The organism is Kribbella steppae (assembly GCF_004342025.1).
GTDB lineage: Bacteria > Actinomycetota > Actinomycetes > Propionibacteriales > Kribbellaceae > Kribbella > Kribbella steppae.
Map to the genome: position 1 here is coordinate 76,709 of NZ_SLWN01000010.1, position 16,734 is coordinate 93,442.

Annotated in this window: 21 protein-coding genes; 6 read left to right on the forward strand and 15 right to left on the reverse strand. The window is 68.7% G+C overall.

The window, feature by feature from the left end; all coding sequences use genetic code 11:
• Positions 1-22 precede the first annotated feature (22 nt).
• The 3 genes from EV652_RS27825 to EV652_RS27835 form a co-directional block, all read right to left on the reverse strand.
• Entirely contained in the window at positions 23-1,291 is a 1,269-nt protein-coding gene (locus EV652_RS27825; protein WP_132212213.1) for a toxic anion resistance protein, read from the reverse strand.
• A 109-nt stretch (positions 1,292-1,400) separates the two neighbouring features.
• Complete coding sequence (locus tag EV652_RS27830; RefSeq protein WP_132212214.1) at positions 1,401-1,856, reverse strand: dihydrofolate reductase; 456 nt, start codon at positions 1,854-1,856, stop codon at positions 1,401-1,403.
• Between the two features lie 76 nt (positions 1,857-1,932).
• Positions 1,933-2,724 carry a thymidylate synthase gene (locus tag EV652_RS27835; RefSeq protein WP_132212215.1) on the reverse strand — a complete coding sequence of 264 codons (792 nt, stop codon included), beginning with the start codon at positions 2,722-2,724 and terminating at the stop codon, positions 1,933-1,935.
• Positions 2,725-2,866: 142 nt separating this feature from the next.
• On the opposite strand from EV652_RS27835, the gene EV652_RS27840 reads away from it, so the two are divergent.
• Positions 2,867-3,511, forward strand: a complete 645-nt coding sequence (locus EV652_RS27840; protein ID WP_132212216.1) for an aminoacyl-tRNA hydrolase — start codon at positions 2,867-2,869, stop codon at positions 3,509-3,511.
• Here EV652_RS27840 and EV652_RS27845 read toward each other — a convergent pair.
• From EV652_RS27845 to EV652_RS27860, 4 genes are read right to left on the reverse strand one after another with little or no spacing between them, the layout of a single operon-like run.
• Positions 3,498-4,088 carry a dihydrofolate reductase family protein gene (locus EV652_RS27845; protein WP_132212217.1) on the reverse strand — a complete coding sequence of 197 codons (591 nt, stop codon included), beginning with the start codon at positions 4,086-4,088 and terminating at the stop codon, positions 3,498-3,500. The two genes, EV652_RS27840 and EV652_RS27845, sit on opposite strands and share 14 nt — an antisense overlap.
• 2 nt (positions 4,089-4,090) lie before the next feature.
• Positions 4,091-4,699, reverse strand: a complete 609-nt coding sequence (locus EV652_RS27850; RefSeq protein ID WP_132212218.1) for a dihydrofolate reductase family protein — start codon at positions 4,697-4,699, stop codon at positions 4,091-4,093.
• 3 nt (positions 4,700-4,702) lie between these two features.
• A complete protein-coding gene (locus tag EV652_RS27855) occupies positions 4,703-5,173 on the reverse strand; it encodes an SRPBCC domain-containing protein (RefSeq protein ID WP_132212219.1) in 471 nt (156 codons plus the stop codon).
• Positions 5,170-5,508, reverse strand: coding sequence for an ArsR/SmtB family transcription factor (locus tag EV652_RS27860; RefSeq protein WP_132212220.1), 339 nt, complete (start codon positions 5,506-5,508; stop codon positions 5,170-5,172). Before EV652_RS27860 ends, EV652_RS27855 begins: the two co-directional genes overlap by 4 nt.
• A 134-nt stretch (positions 5,509-5,642) precedes the next feature.
• Between EV652_RS27860 and EV652_RS27865 the strand changes: the two genes are divergently transcribed.
• Genes EV652_RS27865 through EV652_RS27875 form a run of 3 tightly spaced genes read left to right on the forward strand, consistent with a single transcriptional unit; the run spans position 5,643 to position 7,062 of the window.
• Positions 5,643-5,867 carry a hypothetical protein gene (locus tag EV652_RS27865; protein WP_132212221.1) on the forward strand — a complete coding sequence of 75 codons (225 nt, stop codon included), beginning with the start codon at positions 5,643-5,645 and terminating at the stop codon, positions 5,865-5,867.
• Positions 5,867-6,358, forward strand: coding sequence for a Clp protease N-terminal domain-containing protein (locus EV652_RS27870; protein ID WP_132212222.1), 492 nt, complete (start codon positions 5,867-5,869; stop codon positions 6,356-6,358). Before EV652_RS27865 ends, EV652_RS27870 begins: the two co-directional genes overlap by 1 nt.
• Positions 6,358-7,062 (forward strand): DUF998 domain-containing protein, encoded by a 705-nt coding sequence (locus EV652_RS27875; protein ID WP_132212223.1) that lies wholly within the window; start codon positions 6,358-6,360, stop codon positions 7,060-7,062. Before EV652_RS27870 ends, EV652_RS27875 begins: the two co-directional genes overlap by 1 nt.
• Here EV652_RS27875 and EV652_RS27880 read toward each other — a convergent pair.
• From EV652_RS27880 to EV652_RS27905, 6 genes are all read right to left on the reverse strand, one after another.
• Positions 7,059-8,576, reverse strand: coding sequence for a multicopper oxidase family protein (locus EV652_RS27880; RefSeq protein ID WP_132212471.1), 1,518 nt, complete (start codon positions 8,574-8,576; stop codon positions 7,059-7,061). The two genes, EV652_RS27875 and EV652_RS27880, sit on opposite strands and share 4 nt — an antisense overlap.
• A 2-nt stretch (positions 8,577-8,578) precedes the next feature.
• Entirely contained in the window at positions 8,579-9,007 is a 429-nt protein-coding gene (locus tag EV652_RS27885; protein WP_132212224.1) for a hypothetical protein, read from the reverse strand.
• Positions 9,004-9,402 (reverse strand): hypothetical protein, encoded by a 399-nt coding sequence (locus EV652_RS27890; RefSeq protein ID WP_132212225.1) that lies wholly within the window; start codon positions 9,400-9,402, stop codon positions 9,004-9,006. The genes EV652_RS27885 and EV652_RS27890 overlap by 4 nt, the downstream gene beginning before the upstream one ends.
• A gap of 184 nt (positions 9,403-9,586) precedes the next feature.
• Positions 9,587-9,931 carry a DUF8819 family protein gene (locus EV652_RS27895; protein ID WP_132212226.1) on the reverse strand — a complete coding sequence of 115 codons (345 nt, stop codon included), beginning with the start codon at positions 9,929-9,931 and terminating at the stop codon, positions 9,587-9,589.
• Positions 9,932-10,090: 159 nt separating this feature from the next.
• Positions 10,091-10,309, reverse strand: a complete 219-nt coding sequence (locus tag EV652_RS27900; protein WP_132212227.1) for a hypothetical protein — start codon at positions 10,307-10,309, stop codon at positions 10,091-10,093.
• 116 nt (positions 10,310-10,425) lie between these two features.
• Positions 10,426-11,460 (reverse strand): LacI family DNA-binding transcriptional regulator, encoded by a 1,035-nt coding sequence (locus tag EV652_RS27905; protein WP_132212228.1) that lies wholly within the window; start codon positions 11,458-11,460, stop codon positions 10,426-10,428.
• A gap of 233 nt (positions 11,461-11,693) precedes the next feature.
• On the opposite strand from EV652_RS27905, the gene EV652_RS27910 reads away from it, so the two are divergent.
• Complete coding sequence (locus EV652_RS27910; protein WP_132212229.1) at positions 11,694-12,407, forward strand: copper homeostasis protein CutC; 714 nt, start codon at positions 11,694-11,696, stop codon at positions 12,405-12,407.
• Complete coding sequence (locus EV652_RS27915; RefSeq protein WP_132212230.1) at positions 12,404-12,667, forward strand: DUF4031 domain-containing protein; 264 nt, start codon at positions 12,404-12,406, stop codon at positions 12,665-12,667. The genes EV652_RS27910 and EV652_RS27915 overlap by 4 nt, the downstream gene beginning before the upstream one ends.
• Before the next feature lie 44 nt (positions 12,668-12,711).
• On the opposite strand, the gene tuf is transcribed toward EV652_RS27915, so the two are convergent.
• Both tuf and EV652_RS27925 read right to left on the reverse strand, forming a co-directional pair.
• Positions 12,712-13,899 (reverse strand): elongation factor Tu, encoded by a 1,188-nt coding sequence (gene tuf, locus EV652_RS27920; protein WP_132212231.1) that lies wholly within the window; start codon positions 13,897-13,899, stop codon positions 12,712-12,714.
• A 335-nt stretch (positions 13,900-14,234) separates the two neighbouring features.
• Complete coding sequence (locus EV652_RS27925) at positions 14,235-16,616, reverse strand: PQQ-binding-like beta-propeller repeat protein (protein ID WP_132212232.1); 2,382 nt, start codon at positions 16,614-16,616, stop codon at positions 14,235-14,237.
• Between the last annotated feature and the right edge of the window lie 118 nt (positions 16,617-16,734).

The following is a 16,734-nucleotide window of genomic DNA, read 5'->3' on the forward strand; positions in this document are numbered from 1 at the left end:
CCGTCCCCCGCTCCCCGTGGTGTCAGCGACCGAGGTCGAGGTCGAGGCTGCCGTGGACGACGCGCTGGTCCTGCTGCGCGACCCGGTCCAGGTACGCCCGGGACTTGGTCACCTCGGTCTCCAGCGTCCCGATGGTGGCCGCCATGTTGTCCAGCGCCTCCACCTTGAACGCGTCGATCGCGTCCATGGTCGCGTAGATGTTCGCGAACGCGGCCTGCAGTTGCGGCAGGCCGATCGTTGCCGACGCCGCCTGCTGCTGGATCGCCACCGAGTTGTCCCGCAGCATCTGCGAGGTCCGCTCGATCATCCCGCTGGTGGTCGTGTTCAGTGCGGTGATCTGGTCCAGCACCAGCTTCTGGTTGCCCAGCGCCTGCGCCACGATGACCGCCGTCCGCAGGGCCGAGACCGTGGTCGTCGACGCGCGGTCGACGCCCTTGATCAGCTCGATGTTGTTCTTGATCACGATGTCGATGGCCAGGTAGTTCTGGATCGACACGGCCAGCTGGGTGAGCAGGTCCTGGTGCTTCTGCCGGACGTAGAACAGCACGTCCTCGCGGAAGGCCTTCGCCTTGTCCGGGTTGGTCGCGTCCAGCTCGGCGATCGCCGCCGACAACCGGGCGTCCAGGCGCTCGGCGACGTACACGTACTGGTTCAGCCTGCCCATCGCGTCCCAGAGTTGCTGCTTCTCCATGTTCAGCGCGGCGTTGTCCTTGCCGAGCTCGTCCTGGCCGTTCCGCAGCGCGTGCAGGATGCCCTCGAGATGGCTCTGCGCGCTCTGGTACTTGCGGAAGTAGTCCTCGATCTTGTCCCCGAACGGGATCATCCCGAGCAGCTTCTTCGGGCCGGTGGCTTCCTTCGGGTCCAGGTCCTCGACCGTACGGCGAAGCTCGAGCAGCGTCTTGCCGACGGTCGAGCCCTCGGACAGGCCGCCTTCCTGCAGCGCCCGGACCGGCGACTTGAGCAGCCGGTTCGAGCTGTCCGCGGCGGCGCGGATGTCGACATCGCCCATGCTCCGGACGTCACTGGCTTTGGCGGCGAACTCCGGCGAGCGCGGCTCGGCCGTCATCAGCGCGGACAGGAAGGTGTCCACCTTGGAGTCCAGCCCGGGCAGCGCGGCCGGGTCGACCGCGGGGGCCATCGTCGGCGCGGCCGTCGCGGCGACCGGCTGTGACGGCGGCGGCGCGGTCAGTATCAGACCGGGTGCGGTCGCCGTCGGCGGCTGCAGCGGCTGCGCCTGCGCAGCCGGCGCCGCGGCTCCAGGTGTGGCTGGTGTGTTGTCGGCTTCGGTCATCGTCGTTCCCCTCCGCTGCGTCCCCCGGCAGATGCGCTGTCACCTCCGTGACGCGCACACAATCTACGCGGTTCCAGGTCCCCCTGGCGCCCCTGTTGCCTACTCGTTGTTAGCTACGCCGATAGCTGACGAACGTGAAGCCTTCGTGGGGGGTGCGGGCGGTTTCGGTCCAGAGGTCGGGATCGACGGTGGGGAAGGTGACGTCACCGGCGGGGGACTGGGCTACCTCGGTCAGTTCGAGGCGGTCGGCGTACGGAAGGGCCTGGCGGTAGATCTCCCCGCCGCCGGCCACATAGATGTCGCCGTCGGCCTTGAGCGCCTCCTCGACACTGTGCACGACCTCGACGCCGTCGGCGGACCAGTCAAGTTGCCGGGTGACGACGACGGTACGGCGGCCGGGCAGCGGGCGGCCGATCGAGTCGTACGTCTTGCGGCCCATCACCAGGGTGTGGCCGAGGGTGAGCTGCTTGAAGTGTTGCAGGTCCTCGCGGATCCGCCAGGGCAGGTCGTTGTCCCGCCCGATCACGCCGTTGGCGCCGACCGCAGCGATCAGGATCAAGCTCATCCACGTCCTCGCTTCGCTCCGGGCGCGGATGAGGCACGAGGCGCGCTGTGCTTGATGATGCCCTCGCTTCGCTCGGTCATACGGCGATGGGCGCCTTGATTCCGGGGTGCGGGTCGTACCCGACCAGTTCGACATCCGCGATCTCGTAGCCGTCGATCGCGTCGCGCGGCGTCAGCTTCAGTGTCGGCAGCGGCCGGGGCTCCCGGGTGAGCTGCAGCCGGGCCTGGTCCAGGTGGTTCAGGTAGAGGTGCGCGTCGCCGAGTGTGTGGACGAAGTCGCCGACCTCGAGCCCGGTCTGCTGCGCCACCATGTGCGTCAGCAGCGCGTACGACGCGATGTTGAACGGCACCCCGAGGAAGATGTCGGCCGACCGCTGGTACAGCTGACACGACAGCCGCCCGTCGGCGACGTAGAACTGGAACATCGTGTGGCAGGGCGGCAACGCCATGTCGTCCACATCCGCCACGTTCCAGGCGTTCACGATGTGCCGGCGGGAGTCGGGGTTCTTCTTGATCGACTCGATCACGCCCGCGATCTGGTCCACGTGCCGGCCGTCCGGGGTCGGCCAGGACCGCCACTGGTAGCCGTACACCGGCCCGAGCTCACCCTCGGCGTCGGCCCACTCGTCCCAGATCGAGATGTTGTTCTCGTGCAGCCACTTGATGTTGGTCGAGCCGCTGAGGAACCAGATCAGCTCGCCGATCACCGAGCGCAGATGCAGCTTCTTCGTCGTCACCGCCGGGAAGCCCTCGCGGAGGTCGTAACGCGACTGGTACCCGAAGACACTCACCGTGCCCGTCCCGGTCCGGTCGCCCTTCTGCACCCCGTGGTCCAGCACATGCCGAAGAAGATCCAGGTACTGCTGCATGGCGCCAAGCTAACACCGACCTCCGACAAGCCGGCGGACCGCCAGGCCATCACAAGTGCGCCCGTTGCGCGGCACCACGCCGGCGGCGGGCGAGGGCAGGCCATTGTGATGGCCTGGCGGTCCGGGCTGGCAGACTCGCGGGGTGGACGAGTACGTGCTGACCTTGGTGGTGCGGGTCGAGAAGGGGGCGCGGCCGGGGCAGACGGATGCATTGGAGACGGCGGCGCGGGCGGTGCTCGCGATCCTGGCGGACGAGCGGTCGGCCGGTGAGGGGGAGTGGGCCGAGGCGATGCGGGCCTGGCAGGACGCCAGGATCCGGAAGGTGGTTCGACGCGCACGCGGGGCCGAGTGGCGACGCGCCGAGGCCTTGCCGGGGATCACGGTGACGGGGTCGGACGCCGAGGTGCGGGTCTTCCCGCCGGTGCCGCTGGACGCCGTACCGAAGGATCTCGCCAAGCTTCAGGTGACGGGCACCGACTTCGAGGACCCGGACGACTTGGCGGCGCCGGAGCCGGGGATCCCGGTCCTGTGGATCAATCCGGGACTGACGATGTCCAGTGGGAAGGCGATGGCGCAGTGCGGCCATGCGGCGCACCTCGCCTGGCTCGCGCTGTCAGCGGCGGGCCGGAAGGAGTGGGTGGCGGCGGACTTCGCCTTGGCGGTGCGCACCGCCACCCCTGGTCGCTGGCGGGACCTGCTGACCAGTGGTCTCCCTGTGGTCCAGGACGCCGGCTTCACCGAGGTGGCGCCGGGCTCGCGGACCGTGATCGCTATCATCCCTTGCTGACGCGGTAGTGCAGGTGGGTGACCCGGTCGCCCTCGACGACCTTCGGGTTGTCCAGCAGGACGTGCTCGCCGACGTAGTCGCCGAAGAACCGGACGCCGCTGCCGAAGACCACTGGAGCGAGGTTGTACGCGACCTCGTCGACCAGGCCGGCCGCGAGCGCCTGACCGGTCAGGTTGCCGCCGGTCAAGGCGATGTCACCGTCGCCGGCGTGCTTCCTGGCCTGCGCGATCGCTTCCTCGATCCCGTTGACGAAGGTGAACGGCGCGTCCGGGAACGGCCAGTCGGTCGGGGCCTCGTGGGTGACGACGAAGACGTGGTCACCGACCGCGGGGACGCCGTTCCAGCCGTTGGTGATGTCGAACAGCCGCCGCCCGATCACGCAGGAACGGATGTTCGGCCAGGTCGCGTTGATGTAGTCGGCACTCGCCTGGCTGAGCTGGAACGGGCGGCCCGGGTCGCTGCCGTAGACCTCGACCGGGCCGTTGTAGTACCAGTCGAACAGCGCGCCGACATCGTCCTCGGTGTCCGCGACGAAGCCGTCCAGCGACACCACTGCGGAGGCGATGACGTTTCCCATGATCACTTCTCCTTCTTGACCCGATAGGTGAGGTGCTGGGCGGCCGGGGTCGAGACCGACTCGACCAGATCCAGCGAATAGGTCGGTGCCGCATCGGCCGGGAACAGCCGGGTTCCGGCACCCAGTACGACGGGCGCGACGTGCAACCGGACGATGTCGGCCAGCCCGGCGGCGAGGACCTGGTGGCAGATCTGGCCGCCACCCATCACGTAGACGTCTTTGCCTCCGGCAACCTCCCGGGCCTGGTCGACCGCACTCTCCACGCCGTCGGTGACGAAGCGGAAGCGATCGCCGAGCCGGGTCTTGTCCGGAGCCTTGTGGGTGACGACGAAGATCGGCGGATTCACCTCGCCGGTCGGCTTGGCGCCGTACCCCATCTCGTCGCTCCAGCCGCCCGGGGCGTCGATGATGTCGAACAGGATCCGGCCCTGGATGACCGCGCCGGTTGCCTCGAAGGCCTCGTCCAGCACGTTGCGGTCCTCGGCGGTGCCGTTGAAGACCCACTCGTGCAGGGCCTCGCCGCCGTCGCCGAGCCCGTTGGCGAGACTGACGTTGGGGCCGGTGACGTAGCCGTCCAGGGAGACCGAGATGTCGACGACGACCTGTGTCATCGGTCAGCCCTCCTTCGCGACCAGCGCGGCGAGCCGGTCCATCGAGTCGCGGATGCCGACCTCCATGCCGGACTCCACGAACAGGTCGCGGGTCTCGATCGACGGGAACACCGAGCGCTGGTGCAGCCGGACACCGGTCTCGGTCGGCTCGAACGTCATCTTGTCCAGCGAGACCTCGCCGGGAGCGCCTTCCCACTCGAAGGTCTGGATGACGAGCTTGTCCTGCTCGACGGCGTGGAAGACACCGCGGAAGGCGTACTCACCGGACTCGTCCTTGTGGATGTAGCGGTAGCTGCCGCCGGGGCGGACGTCGTATGACTCGACCGTCATCTCGAGGCCGCGCGGGCCGAGCCACTCCGCGATCAGGTTCGGGTCGGTGGTCACCTTGAACAGCTGCGCCGGCGTGGCGTCGAACTCGCGGGTGACCTCGACGAACGGGGTGCCGGCGGGTGCGTTGATGGTGGTGGCGTTCATTTCTCCTGCTCCTTCACGGTTTTCAGTACGGCGTCCAGACGGCGGAACCGGCGTTCGGTCTCCAGCCGGTACTCGTCGATCCAGCTGGTCAGGGCTTCGAGGACCGTCGGCTCCAGATGGCAGGGGCGGCGCTGGCCGTCCCGGGTCCGGGAGATCAGCCCGGCGGCCTCGAGCACCTGGATGTGCCGCGACACCGCCTGCTTGGTGATCGGGAACGGCTCGGCCAACTCGTTGACGGTCGCCGGACCACGCGACAGCCGCGCGATCATCGCTCGCCGGACCGGGTCACCGAGTGCGGTGAAGGCCCGATCGAGCTGCCCATCGTCAACTGGCATCTTTATCAACCATTCCCTTGATCAACCGATGCGTTGACTATAAGCATCCCTCATTCGCGCGTCAACCCCTCGTGGACCCAGTACGGCTAGCAACTTTGGTTGACAAGCGGCTCTTGTCAACTTAGGTTGCTTGTATGACGGAGTTGGTGGATCCCGAGGACCCCGCGGCCGGCCTGGCCGCGGTGGTGGCGCTGCGCCGGCTGGCCGACCGGCTGGAGGACAGCCAGGTGGAGCAGGCGATGCGGGCCGGCTGGAGCTGGTCCGACGTGGCCGAGGTGCTGGGGGTCACCCGGCAGGCCGTTCACAAGAAACACGCCAAGCGGCTGATCGCCGCGGGTGTCGCCCTGAGGAGGCGCTGATGTCGTCCGACGCGAAGGACGTTCGCACCATCCTGGTGCGTGGTGCGCGAGAGGTTGCCCGCCGGGACGGGTCCCGGACGGTCGAGGCCGAGCACGTACTGGTCGCTCTCGCCGCGATGGAAGGCAATCCGGCCGCGCGGCTGCTGGCCGATGCCGGGTTGACCGAGGATGCGATCCGGGCCGCGCTGGATCGTGAGTGGGAGCAGAGCCTGGCCATCGCCGGGATCGCGGTCCGGGTCGGACTGTTGCCACAGGCAACGCCTGACCACAGCCGCGATCCACAGATCGGTGAGTCGGTCCGGCTGCTGCTCAAGCGGGCGCTGGACGCTGACCCGAAGGTCGGCGGTACCCGGATCGGTTCGGTCCGCATCCTGGTCGGCATCCTCGACACCGAACGCGGCCGGGTGGCCCGTGCCCTGGACGGCGCCGGCGTGGACCGGGTCGCCCTCCGCGCCCGCGCCGCCGAAGCCCTCGCCCAAGGCGTCCACTGATGTCCGGCCCGGAGCGCCCACAGGAACCCGGCCCGGGTCCGCGGGGATCCGGCGCCGTACGTTCGCAGACGTCCGTCGACCTGGCCGGCTCGCGTCTGATCACCAGCCGCCTCATCTCCTGCGGTCTGCTGGTCGGCCCGGTCTTCGTCGCCGCCTTCCTGATCCAGGGTGCCCTCAAGGGATCGGGGTACGACGCCTTGCGGCACCCCGTCAGCTCACTGGCGCTCGGGTCGAACGGCTGGGTGCAAGTGGCCAACTTCCTGGTCTGCGGCGTGCTGACGATCGCCTTCGCTGTCGGGCTATGGCGATCCGGCATCCGGACCGGCGCGGTGCTGATCGGCGTCTGGGGAGTCGGCCTGATCGGAGCCGGGCTGTTCGTGACCGATCCGGTGAGTGGGTTCCCGGTGGGTACGCCGGCCACCATCGACTACACCACGATCGGTGCGCTGCATGACGGGTTCTCAGTGCCCGCCTTCCTCGCCCTGGCCGCGGCGCAGGTCGTGCTGTCCCGCGGCCAGGGGTGGAAGTGGCTCACCTATTCATTGCTTAGCGCAACAACTTTCGTGGTGTGCTTCCTGCTCGCCAGTTCCGGTTTCAGTCAGACGGCATCGCTGGTCGACGTCGCCGGACTCTTCCAGCGGCTGGCCGTCACGATCGGCTGGGCCTGGATGTTCGCGCTGGCGCTCCGCATCCGCCGTACCTAGACGGTCTCGAACCCGGCCATCATCGCCATGTCCTCGTGCTCGAGGTTGTGGCAGTGGATCAGGTACTTGCCCTTGTGGGCGGTGAACTTGACCAGCACCTCGACCACCTCCGCCGGCCGGATGTCCACGGTGTCCTTCCAGCCGGCGTCGTACGGGCCGAGGTCCTTGCCGCGGCGGCTCAGCACCTGGAACGGCGCGAGGTGGACGTGCACCGGGTGGTGGACATCGGTCACGAAGGTCCAGATCTCGTACTGGTCGAGCTTCACCTGGGCCTGCATCACCACCGGATCGAACGCCTTCCCATTGATCGTCCACCCCTTGTGGCCGCCGGCGTCACCACGGCTGAACTTCCACTTCCGCCGTACGGCGCCCGCCGGCTTCGGCAGGACGGCGTACGACGAGAGCTTGGCCGGGATGCGGCTGTCGTCGGTGGCCTTCCTGGCGACCTTGAACCGCAGGACGTTGGCGTTGCCGTCCAGCTTGTTGACCAGCGTGACCTCGTCGCCGGGCTGGTACTGGGAGAAGTCCACGATCACGTCGAAGCGTTCGGCCGGCGCGATCACCAGGGTGGCGTGCTCGACCGGTGCGTCGAGCAGTCCGCCGTCGCTGCCGATCTGGACGAACTTCGCCGGACCCTTGTCGAACGCCAGCTCGTAGCGACGCGCGTTGGCGGCGTTCAGGATCCGGAAGCGGTAGCGGACCGCGTCCACCTCATGCACCGGCCACGGCGCGCCGTTGACCAGTGTCACGTCGGCGACGACACCTTCCATGTACGCCGACTCGACACCGGGCCGGTCCTTCGCGGCCGGGTAAAGGAACGAGCCGTCCTCCGCGAACGCTCGGTCCGCGATGACGAGCGGGATCTCGCGATCGCCTGCTGGTAAGGGCAAACGGTCCTCTTCGTCGTCGCGGATGATGTGGAAGCCGAAGAGGCCGCGGTAGACCTGGGGAGCGGTGTAGTCCATCCGGTGGTCGTGGTACCAGAGTGTCGCGGCCCGCTGCGTGTTCGGATACGTGTAGACGCGGCTGCCCGTTTTCACGTCGCCACCGGTCATGTTGTGGTGGCCGCCGTGGCCCTGGTGGTCGCCAGGCGGCATGAGCAGGTCCAGCGGCCAGCCGTCACTCGCAGCCGGGGTGTGACCGCCGTGCAGGTGTACGGCGGTCGGTACTTCGAGCTGGTTGACCTGCTCGATCACAGTGGTCCGCCCACTCCGTACGTCGAACGTCGGGCCGGGCAGGAGGCCGTCGTACCCGAGGACCTCGGTCTTGAGGCCGGGGAGGATTTCCAGGCTCGCCTTCCGCTGTACGACGCGGTAGTAGTCGGCTCGCGCGTCGGTGCGGACCGGCTTCTTCACCGGCGGGATCGGGAGCGGGACCTGGAACGGCTCGGGCAGCTTGGCCTGGCTGCGTAGGAGCTCTCCGGCCTGTGACGGCGACGGGTCGAGACCGCAGTTGGTCAGTGTGAGGGCGGCACCGGTGCCGCCGGCAACGGCTAGGAAACCACGGCGGGACATCTTCACTGGGAGGGCTCCTTCCGGCTGCGGCGTGCGGCGGGGCGGAACGACCAGACGGTCATCCACACGACTGCGACGACAATCGCCGTACCGAGGGGGACATGGACGGCGAAGTTCTGCAGGTAGCCGTAGGTCAGCTGGACGAACTCGGCCACGAACAGGACGACGGACAGCAGCAGCGGCCAGATGCGGCCGCCGCCGACGAGCCAGTAGAAGAACGCGGCGACGAACTGGATCATCGACACCATCCACAGCGTCGACCCGATCGGGCCGTGGACGTTCATCGCGTCGACGTCACCGGACAGGAAGTACCCGGCCAGGATCGGCTGCGCCACCACCAGGCCCGCGTGCAGCAGCAGGGTGATCCGCAACGCCCACAACGACCCGCGTGGGCGACGGACTCGTCGCTCGGCGGCGACCGGCGCCGTCATGACGCGACCTCCGTGCGCCGGCGCCGGGGACTGCTCGCCGGCTGGGCGGCGGTGAAGGTCCAGAACGCGAACGCCACCGAGGCGGCGACGAGGGCGATACCGAGCGGGATATGCAGGGCGAGCTGGCGGCTGTAGCCCATGCCGACCTGGAATCCCTCGCCGAGCACGATCAGCAAGGTCACGACCGGGGCGAGCAGGCGACCGCCGGAACGCCACCAGATCGTTGCCACGAGCAACTGGAACAGGCCGGTGACGGTGACTGCGAGGCCGAGCGGCTCGTGGATCCGCAGGGCGCCACCGGAACCGTTCAGGTAGATGCCCGCCAGGATCGGCTGCAGGCAGACCGCGATTGCGTGGGTCGCGGCAACCAGCCGGAGGGCGGCAAGGGACTTCATGTAGACAGACAATAGTAGTCTGGCTACATGTAGGGCAATCAGGTATCTCCCTGGGGCGCGCTCAGGTGCGCCCCGGGGGTGCGGGTGCAGGCTTCCGGAGGGCTGGTCAGGCTTCCCGACGAGTAGTCAGGCTTCGGGCGAGTGGTCAGGCTTTGGGCGAGTGGTCAGGCTTCCGGGCGAGTGGTCAGGTGAGGTGGCCGAGGGGTGCGACGGTGATGCCTGCGCGTTCGCAGACCCAGTGCGGGTCGGGGCCGAGCTCGGGCTCGATCCGGAGCTCGTGGTCGTTGAGGTCGTCGCACGCCGTACAGCGCGGCCAGCGAACGCGGGAGTCGACCAGCCGGTCCTGGACGTCCTGCGCGACCAGGCCGGCGATGTGCTCGGCGCCGTCCGGCCACTGGTCCAGCCACCACTGCCGGCCGGCCACCGCGTCCTCGAGTACCGACACCATCACCGCATCGTCGAATCCCCGCGCAGCCAGGTCGTGCAGGACCATGGCGCGGGCGGTCAGCAACACCCCGGGCTCATTCATCGCCCTTCAGGGTGCCACGCCGTACCGACAAAACCCCACGCCACGGCCGAGGCGACCTCGGTCTGCGGCCATTTGAGCGGATAACCACCGAAGTGGCCGGTTCTCCCCCCGTGTTCGGAGGGGAGAACCGGCCAGGTGAAGGGTTATCCACCGAAATGGTCAGCTGGCGGTGCAGGCCGGGGTGGGGTCGATGCGGTCGGCGAGGCGGAGCTCGCGTTCGGCAGCGGTCCGCAGTACGGCGCTGATCCGGGAGCGGACCGTGAGGGTGCGGCGCGGGGCCGGCTCGTCGTGCGGCTGCTGCGGAGCGTTCGGAAGAGCCGACTGCGCCAGGTTGCGAGCGTTCTCTACTGCGGTGTTGCCGGCGATGAAGTACGTCATGGTTCTGCTCCCTTCCTGAGAGCGTGTTCGGTCGGCCGGCGGCCGGTCGGCCGTCGGAGGTCGTGGTTGATCAGCCCAGGCACCCTGAGGCGGGTCCTAGGTGTTCTGTGTGGTTGTCAGCGTTTCGGTGCGGGCCCGCTGCTGGCGCGGACGATCAGTTCGGTGGGCATCAGGACCTGGCGTTCGGTGGTGGCCGGGTCGAGCAGGATCCGGCCGACGATGCGGCCCTTGTCCGTGATCGGCTGGCGGATCGTGGTCAGTCCGGCCGGCTCGGCGGCCGGGATGTCGTCGAATCCGGCCACGGTCAGATCCCTGCCGGGAGTCAGTCCGCGGACCTTCATCGCCTCCATCGCGCCGAGCGCCTGCACGTCGCTCAGCCCGACGATCGCGGTCGGCCGGTCCTGGGAGTCGAGGACGTACTCGGCTCCCTTGCGACCGGAGTTGAAGGAGTTGTAACCGCCGGAGACGATCCGCATCTGGGCATCCGGCATCGTCTTCTCCAGGCCTTGGATCCGCGACTCGCAGTCGCTGCAACCGACCTCGTCGAAGGACAGCTCCACCGCCCCGTCCTTCGCCTCGGGCTTGTCGACCAGGACGACGATGTCGCGGTGGCCGAGCCGGGTCAGGTGCTGACCGAGCTTCGCGGCCGCCTCGACCTCGTCGATCGCGACCCAGGACAGGTCCGCGTGGTCGCCGCGATCGGTCGAGACCGCCGGGATGCCGCGCGCGGTGAGGATGTCCACGGCCGGGTGGTCGCCCGGTACGCAGAAGATCGCCGCCGCGTCGATGGCCGCCTGCTGCACCGCGTTGCTGCCGCCGACGATGTCGGCCGAGCTGAGCGGCATCAGTAGCAGGCTGGTGCTGAACTCCTCGGCGACCTCAGCCAGTCCGGCCAGGAATCCGACCGCGTACGGGTCCGAGAACGCGTACGCCAGCTTGTCGGTGAACAGCACCCCGATCGCGCCGGCCTTGCCGCTCCGTAGCGCCCGTGCGGACGCGTCGGGACCGGCGTAGCCGAGCTCCTGGGCCGTGGCCATGATCCGCTCGCGCAGCGCGGCGGACAGCTGGTCCGGCTTGTTGTAGGCGTTGGAGACGGTCGACGGGGACACCCCGACGGCCTGCGCCACGGTCTTGAGCGTGACTCCCGCCATCTCTCGTCTCCTCTCCTTCTGACTGCCTTCTGTATCGATCTTCTAGATCGATCTAGAAAAACGATACAGAAGACCTCTGGGGAGTGCAAGAGGGTATTTCTCGCGGTGCCGGGACCGAAGGACAGGAGGTACTGCTGCTGAGGCTGGCGCGAGGGGAGCGCCCAGGCGGGGCGCGGACGCCGGCCAGTGAATACCTCCTGTCGTTCGGCACCTCATGCGGGATGATGGCGGGCATGGGGTCGTTGCTGGAGGTCATCGCGCTGCATCCGGCGGATGCGGAGGCTGCACAAGAGGGTGGGGCGGACCGGCTCGAGCTGTGCGCGTCGATGGAGGCGGATGGGTTGTCGCCGTCGGTGTCGACGGTCAGTGCGATCCGGCGCTCGACCGATCTGCCGCTCCGGGTGATGCTGCGGCTGTCCGACTCCTTCACCACCAACGGCGCCGAGCTCAACCGGCTGACCGCGATGGCGCAGTCCTACCTTTCTGCCGGCGCGGATGGGTTCGTGTTCGGCTTCCTGACGCCGGACAACGAGGTGGACGTCGAGTCGGTGGCCGCGCTGGCCAGCACGTTCGCCAGTACGCCGTGGACCTTTCACCGGGCGATAGACGCGGTATTGGAGCAGCGGGCTGCTTGGCGTGCGCTGCGGACGCTGCCGGGTCTGGACTGTGTACTGACGGCCGGGTCGTCGCTCGGGGTTGGCACCGGACTGGATGACCTGTGCAAGCTGGCCAAGGATGATCCGGCAGTGGCGAAGGTGATGATGACGGGCGGCTCGTTGCAACCGGAGCATGTGCCCTGGCTGTACCAGAGCGGCGTACGGCGCTTCCACGTCGGCTCGTCGGTCCGCCAGGACGGCTCGTGGACGAAGGCGTACGTGAACTCGCGCTTCGTCCGGTCCTGGCGCAACCTGCTCGACGCCCAGGACAGCCGGGACTCCGACGCGTGATCCTGATCGACCCACCGGCCTGGCCCGCCTGGAACAGAGTCTGGTCCCACCTGGTCAGTGACGAGTCGTACCACGAGCTGCACGCGTTCGCCCGGGCAGCAGGTATCCCGGCCCGCGGCTTCGACCGCGACCACTACGACGTCCCCAGCGACCGCTACGACGACCTCATCGCCGCCGGTGCCGTCCCCGTCTCGAGCCGTGAACTCGTCCGCCGTATCACCGCCGCCGGCCTCAGACAACGCAAACGGCACAGTGCCTAGGACATGAACAAGCGCCCGGATCCTGGTGGATCCGGGCGCTTGGGTCAGTCGAGCAACTCGGTGACTGTGCCGGCGGCGACCGTGTGGCCGCCTTCGCGGACGGCGAAGCCGAGGCCGAGGTTCATGGCGATGGGCTTCTCCAGTTCCACCGTGAGGTCGATCGTGTCGCCGGGCATGACCAGGGTGATGTCACCGAGGTCGATACCACCGGACACGTTCGTCGTCCGGAAGTAGAACTGCGGGCGGTAGTCCGCGGCGAAGGGGGTGTGGCGCCCGCCTTCGGCCGTGGACAGCGCGTGCAGCTGCGCCCGGAACTTCCGGTGCGGTTGCACACTGCCCGGCAACGCCACCACCTGGCCGCGACGGACCTCGTCGCGCTTCACGCCACGTAGCAGCACCGCCGCGTTGTCGCCCGCCTCCGCGGACTCCAGCGACTTCCCGAACGTCTCCATCCCGATCGCCGTACTGGTGACCGTCGGACCGAGCCCGACCACCTCGACCGTGTCGCCGAGCTTCAGCGAACCACGCTCGACCGCACCGGTTACCACGGTTCCGCGGCCGCTGATGGTGAGCACGTTCTCGATTGGCATCAGGAACGGCTCGCCCAGCTCACGGTCCGGGATCGGCACGTAGCTGTCGATCGCGTCGAGCAGCTCCCCGATCGCGGCGGTCCAGTGCGGGTCGCCCTCGAGCGCCCGCAGTCCGGAGACGCGGACGACGGGGACGTCGTCGCCCGGGAAGCCGTACTCCGACAGGAGTTCACGGACCTCCAGCTCGACCAGGTCGAGCAACTCGGGGTCGTCGACGGCGTCGGACTTGTTCAGCGCGACCACCAGGTACGGCACACCCACCCGGCGCGCGAGCAGTACGTGCTCACGCGTCTGCGGCATGGCGCCGTCCTGTGCGGAGACGACCAGGATCGCGGCGTCCACCTGGGCGGCGCCGGTGATCATGTTCTTGACGTAGTCGGCGTGCCCGGGCATGTCGACGTGCGCGTAGTGCCGGGTGGCGGTCTCGTACTCGACGTGCGAGATGTTGATGGTGATCCCGCGCGCGACCTCCTCCGGCGCCCGGTCGATCCCGTCGAACGCGACGAACCGGTTGACGCCCGGGTCGCGCTCGGCGAGCACCTTGGTGATCGCGGCGGTGAGGGTGGTCTTGCCGTGGTCGACGTGACCCATCGTTCCGATGTTGAGGTGCGGCTTGGTCCGCACGAACTGGCTCTTGGCCATGACTGATTCCTTTGCGTGTCAGAAGATTCGATCGAGCCAGGACCCCCGGCTCCTTCCGCAGCGCTGTCACCGCAGGGGAGGGGGCCGGTGAGCGGTCCACCCTCCTCCGCGGGTCCTGGTCAGCAGGAAGAGGGTCGGCTTCGCGCGCCGGTGAACAGATCTGAATCGACTGACGCCGCCCACGTGGGAGCGCCCGTCAGGCCGGTGCCTGACAGGTCGTACTCGAAAACCACGCGGAACATGTGCATCACGGTAGGGATCAACGCTGCCGTCGGCAACGGAATTCCCGCGCTGTGCGCGGGGAGAAGAAGGAGGTCGCGGTGAGGGAGTGAGGATCAGTTGAGGGCGAAGAGGCGGGTGCCGTCGGAGAAGACGGGTCGGGCGCCGGCGACCGTGACGGCTGGCTTGTTGCAGGTGACCTCTTCGGACTGGGCGACCGATTCCGCGGTCGGGCCGGCCAGAATGGGGCGCGGCTGGATGCCCGTGGTGCCGATCATCACCGGGGAGCAGCTGCCGTTGGTCTGGGGCATCAGCGTGACCACTCGACCGTCCGGCAGCAAGCCGAAGCCGGCCCGCGGATACTCAGGTTGCTGCAGCTTCGGCGGCACCTGCAGCAAGTGGTGCCACTGCGGCGTCCCGTCCGCCGGGCTCACCGCGGACACGTCGTACGTCTGGGGCTGGCCGGGATCGGTGGCATTCCGGCAGGTGATCAGCACCAGTGAAGCGTGCGTGGCCGCGAGTTGTGCGTCGCAGGAGGACGACCCGAGTCGTGGTCGTGGTGTGCCCGGCACCGGCGTCGTCCAGCTAACGCGGCCCTCACCGACGTCGACGGCCCACTGGTAGAGCGTGCCTCCGGCCGCACCGGTCCAGATGAGTCCAGACACCTCACGAGTGTCAGGTACGGCGACCAGGTCACCGACCCACGTGGCCGGGTCCAGCTCGGCGCTCAGGTCGAACCGGTTGCCCAGGTTGACCTCCCACCGCTGGTCGCCGTTCTTCATATCCAGCCCGCGTACGACGGCGCCGTTGCCACCACACGCATCGACCACGACAGCCTGGTCGCCCATGAGCTCGCCCTGCGTCACGGTGCAGTGCAACTGCGTCCGCCAGTGCGTCGGATTGCTCACGCCATGCGCGACGACGTGGTTGTCCTCTGCCACCAGCAACTGGTTCGCATCGACCGCGAGAGCCGTGCCATCCGTGTGGACCTCGGTGAGCACCTTCCCGCTCACCGCATCCAGGACGGCGTACGTCGGCAGGTTGATGCCACTCGGTGCACGGGTTCCGGCGTACGGGAGATGGGCTGCGAGAGTGCGGCCGTCACTGGAGACCAGGAGACCTCTGGAACCGTTGTCGGCCGCGTCGTCGACGTCGGCCCGGGAGTACCGCCACCGGATCTGGCCGGTGTTCGCGTCGGACATGACGACGCCGTCCGATCGCAGTTCGGCGACGCCGCCCGCCGTACCGGCGATGGCGCCGCTGGCAGGCACCTCGCGACTCCAGGCGAGGGCTCCGTCGAGTTGGACCGGCTGCTGTTCGGGCTTGGTGGTGGTCGTGGTGCTGACCGTGTTGGCGGTCTCCAGCCGGGCCTGGACGAACGGCTCGCCGGCGGACACCCCGATCCAGGCGAGCAGCGACCCGCACACCACGGTCAGCCCGAGACTCAGCAGCCGCGGTGGAGCTTGTGCGTACGCCGGTGCAAGCCGCAAACGTCTCGCCAAGGCCAGCAGTGCGCCGGCGAGCACCAGAGCCACGGACGCGAGCAGGAGGTACGGCCACCGCTCGGACATCGCGGCACCGGGCTGTGCCGCCGGCCAGCGCCACCAGCAGAGGCCGACCGCGATCACCCCGACCACAGCAAAGGCAAGAGCCGGGACGGTTACCAGTCGCGGTTGGGCCCGGCGGAACCATACGCAGGCCAGTCCGGCGGACAACGCCGTACCCGCGATGGGGGCCCAGACCGGGAAGCCGGTGATCTGGTCCGGGTCGGCCGGCCATTTCGCGGCCGCGCCGAGACCACGTCCGAGCAGGACCGAGGCGGCCACGACCGCACCGAGGGCGGCGCCGAAGTACACGATCGGGATCAGCCCGGCGATCGGCCGGGCCGCCTCAGGGCCCCAGGACTCGACCTCCCGGGAGACGTTGTCGCGGGCGGCCGCTTCCCACTCGTCATGACCTCTCGCGGTGGCGTACAACCGGGTCTGGGCCAGGCCCTGCAGGAACGTCATCCGGCCGCGGGCGAACTCCCGGTCGCCGATGTGCGCGTACTCCTGCCGGATGCCCGCGGCGTACTCGTCGTACCGCTCGGGGGACAGGCTCAGGATGCGCAGGTCGGCGTCGCAGAGGACCGCGCCGTTCGCGTCGTCCGGCTCGCAGTCGTGCTTGGCGGTCAGCCGGACCAGCCGGCCGACCTCCTCGACCCGCTCGGCGTCGACGCCGTACGCCGCCAGCTCGAGCTCGGCCAGTTGGGCCGAGACTTCCTCGTTCTCGCCGGGGTCGGCCTGCGGGTCGTAGATCGCGTCGTGGAACCAGGCGGCCAGCCGGACCGTGTCGGCGTCCGCGGCGGAGTCGGCCAGCGCGTCGATGGTCTCCAGCACCTCGGTCAGGTGCCGCTGGTTGTGATAGTGGCGGTGTTGCTCTGCGTAACGAGCCAGCAGATCGTCGCCCAACGGCTGCGCGTGCGGCAGCAGGCGATTCCACTGGTCGCGCAGGTCCATGGCTGGGAGTCTCGCACCCGGTGGGAGCCTGGACCGACCGATCCGGGGCTCCCGGATAGTCTCGTGGCCAAAGCGATATCGGCTCGTCACCTGACCGGCGCGATGGGTGCGTCCGGCA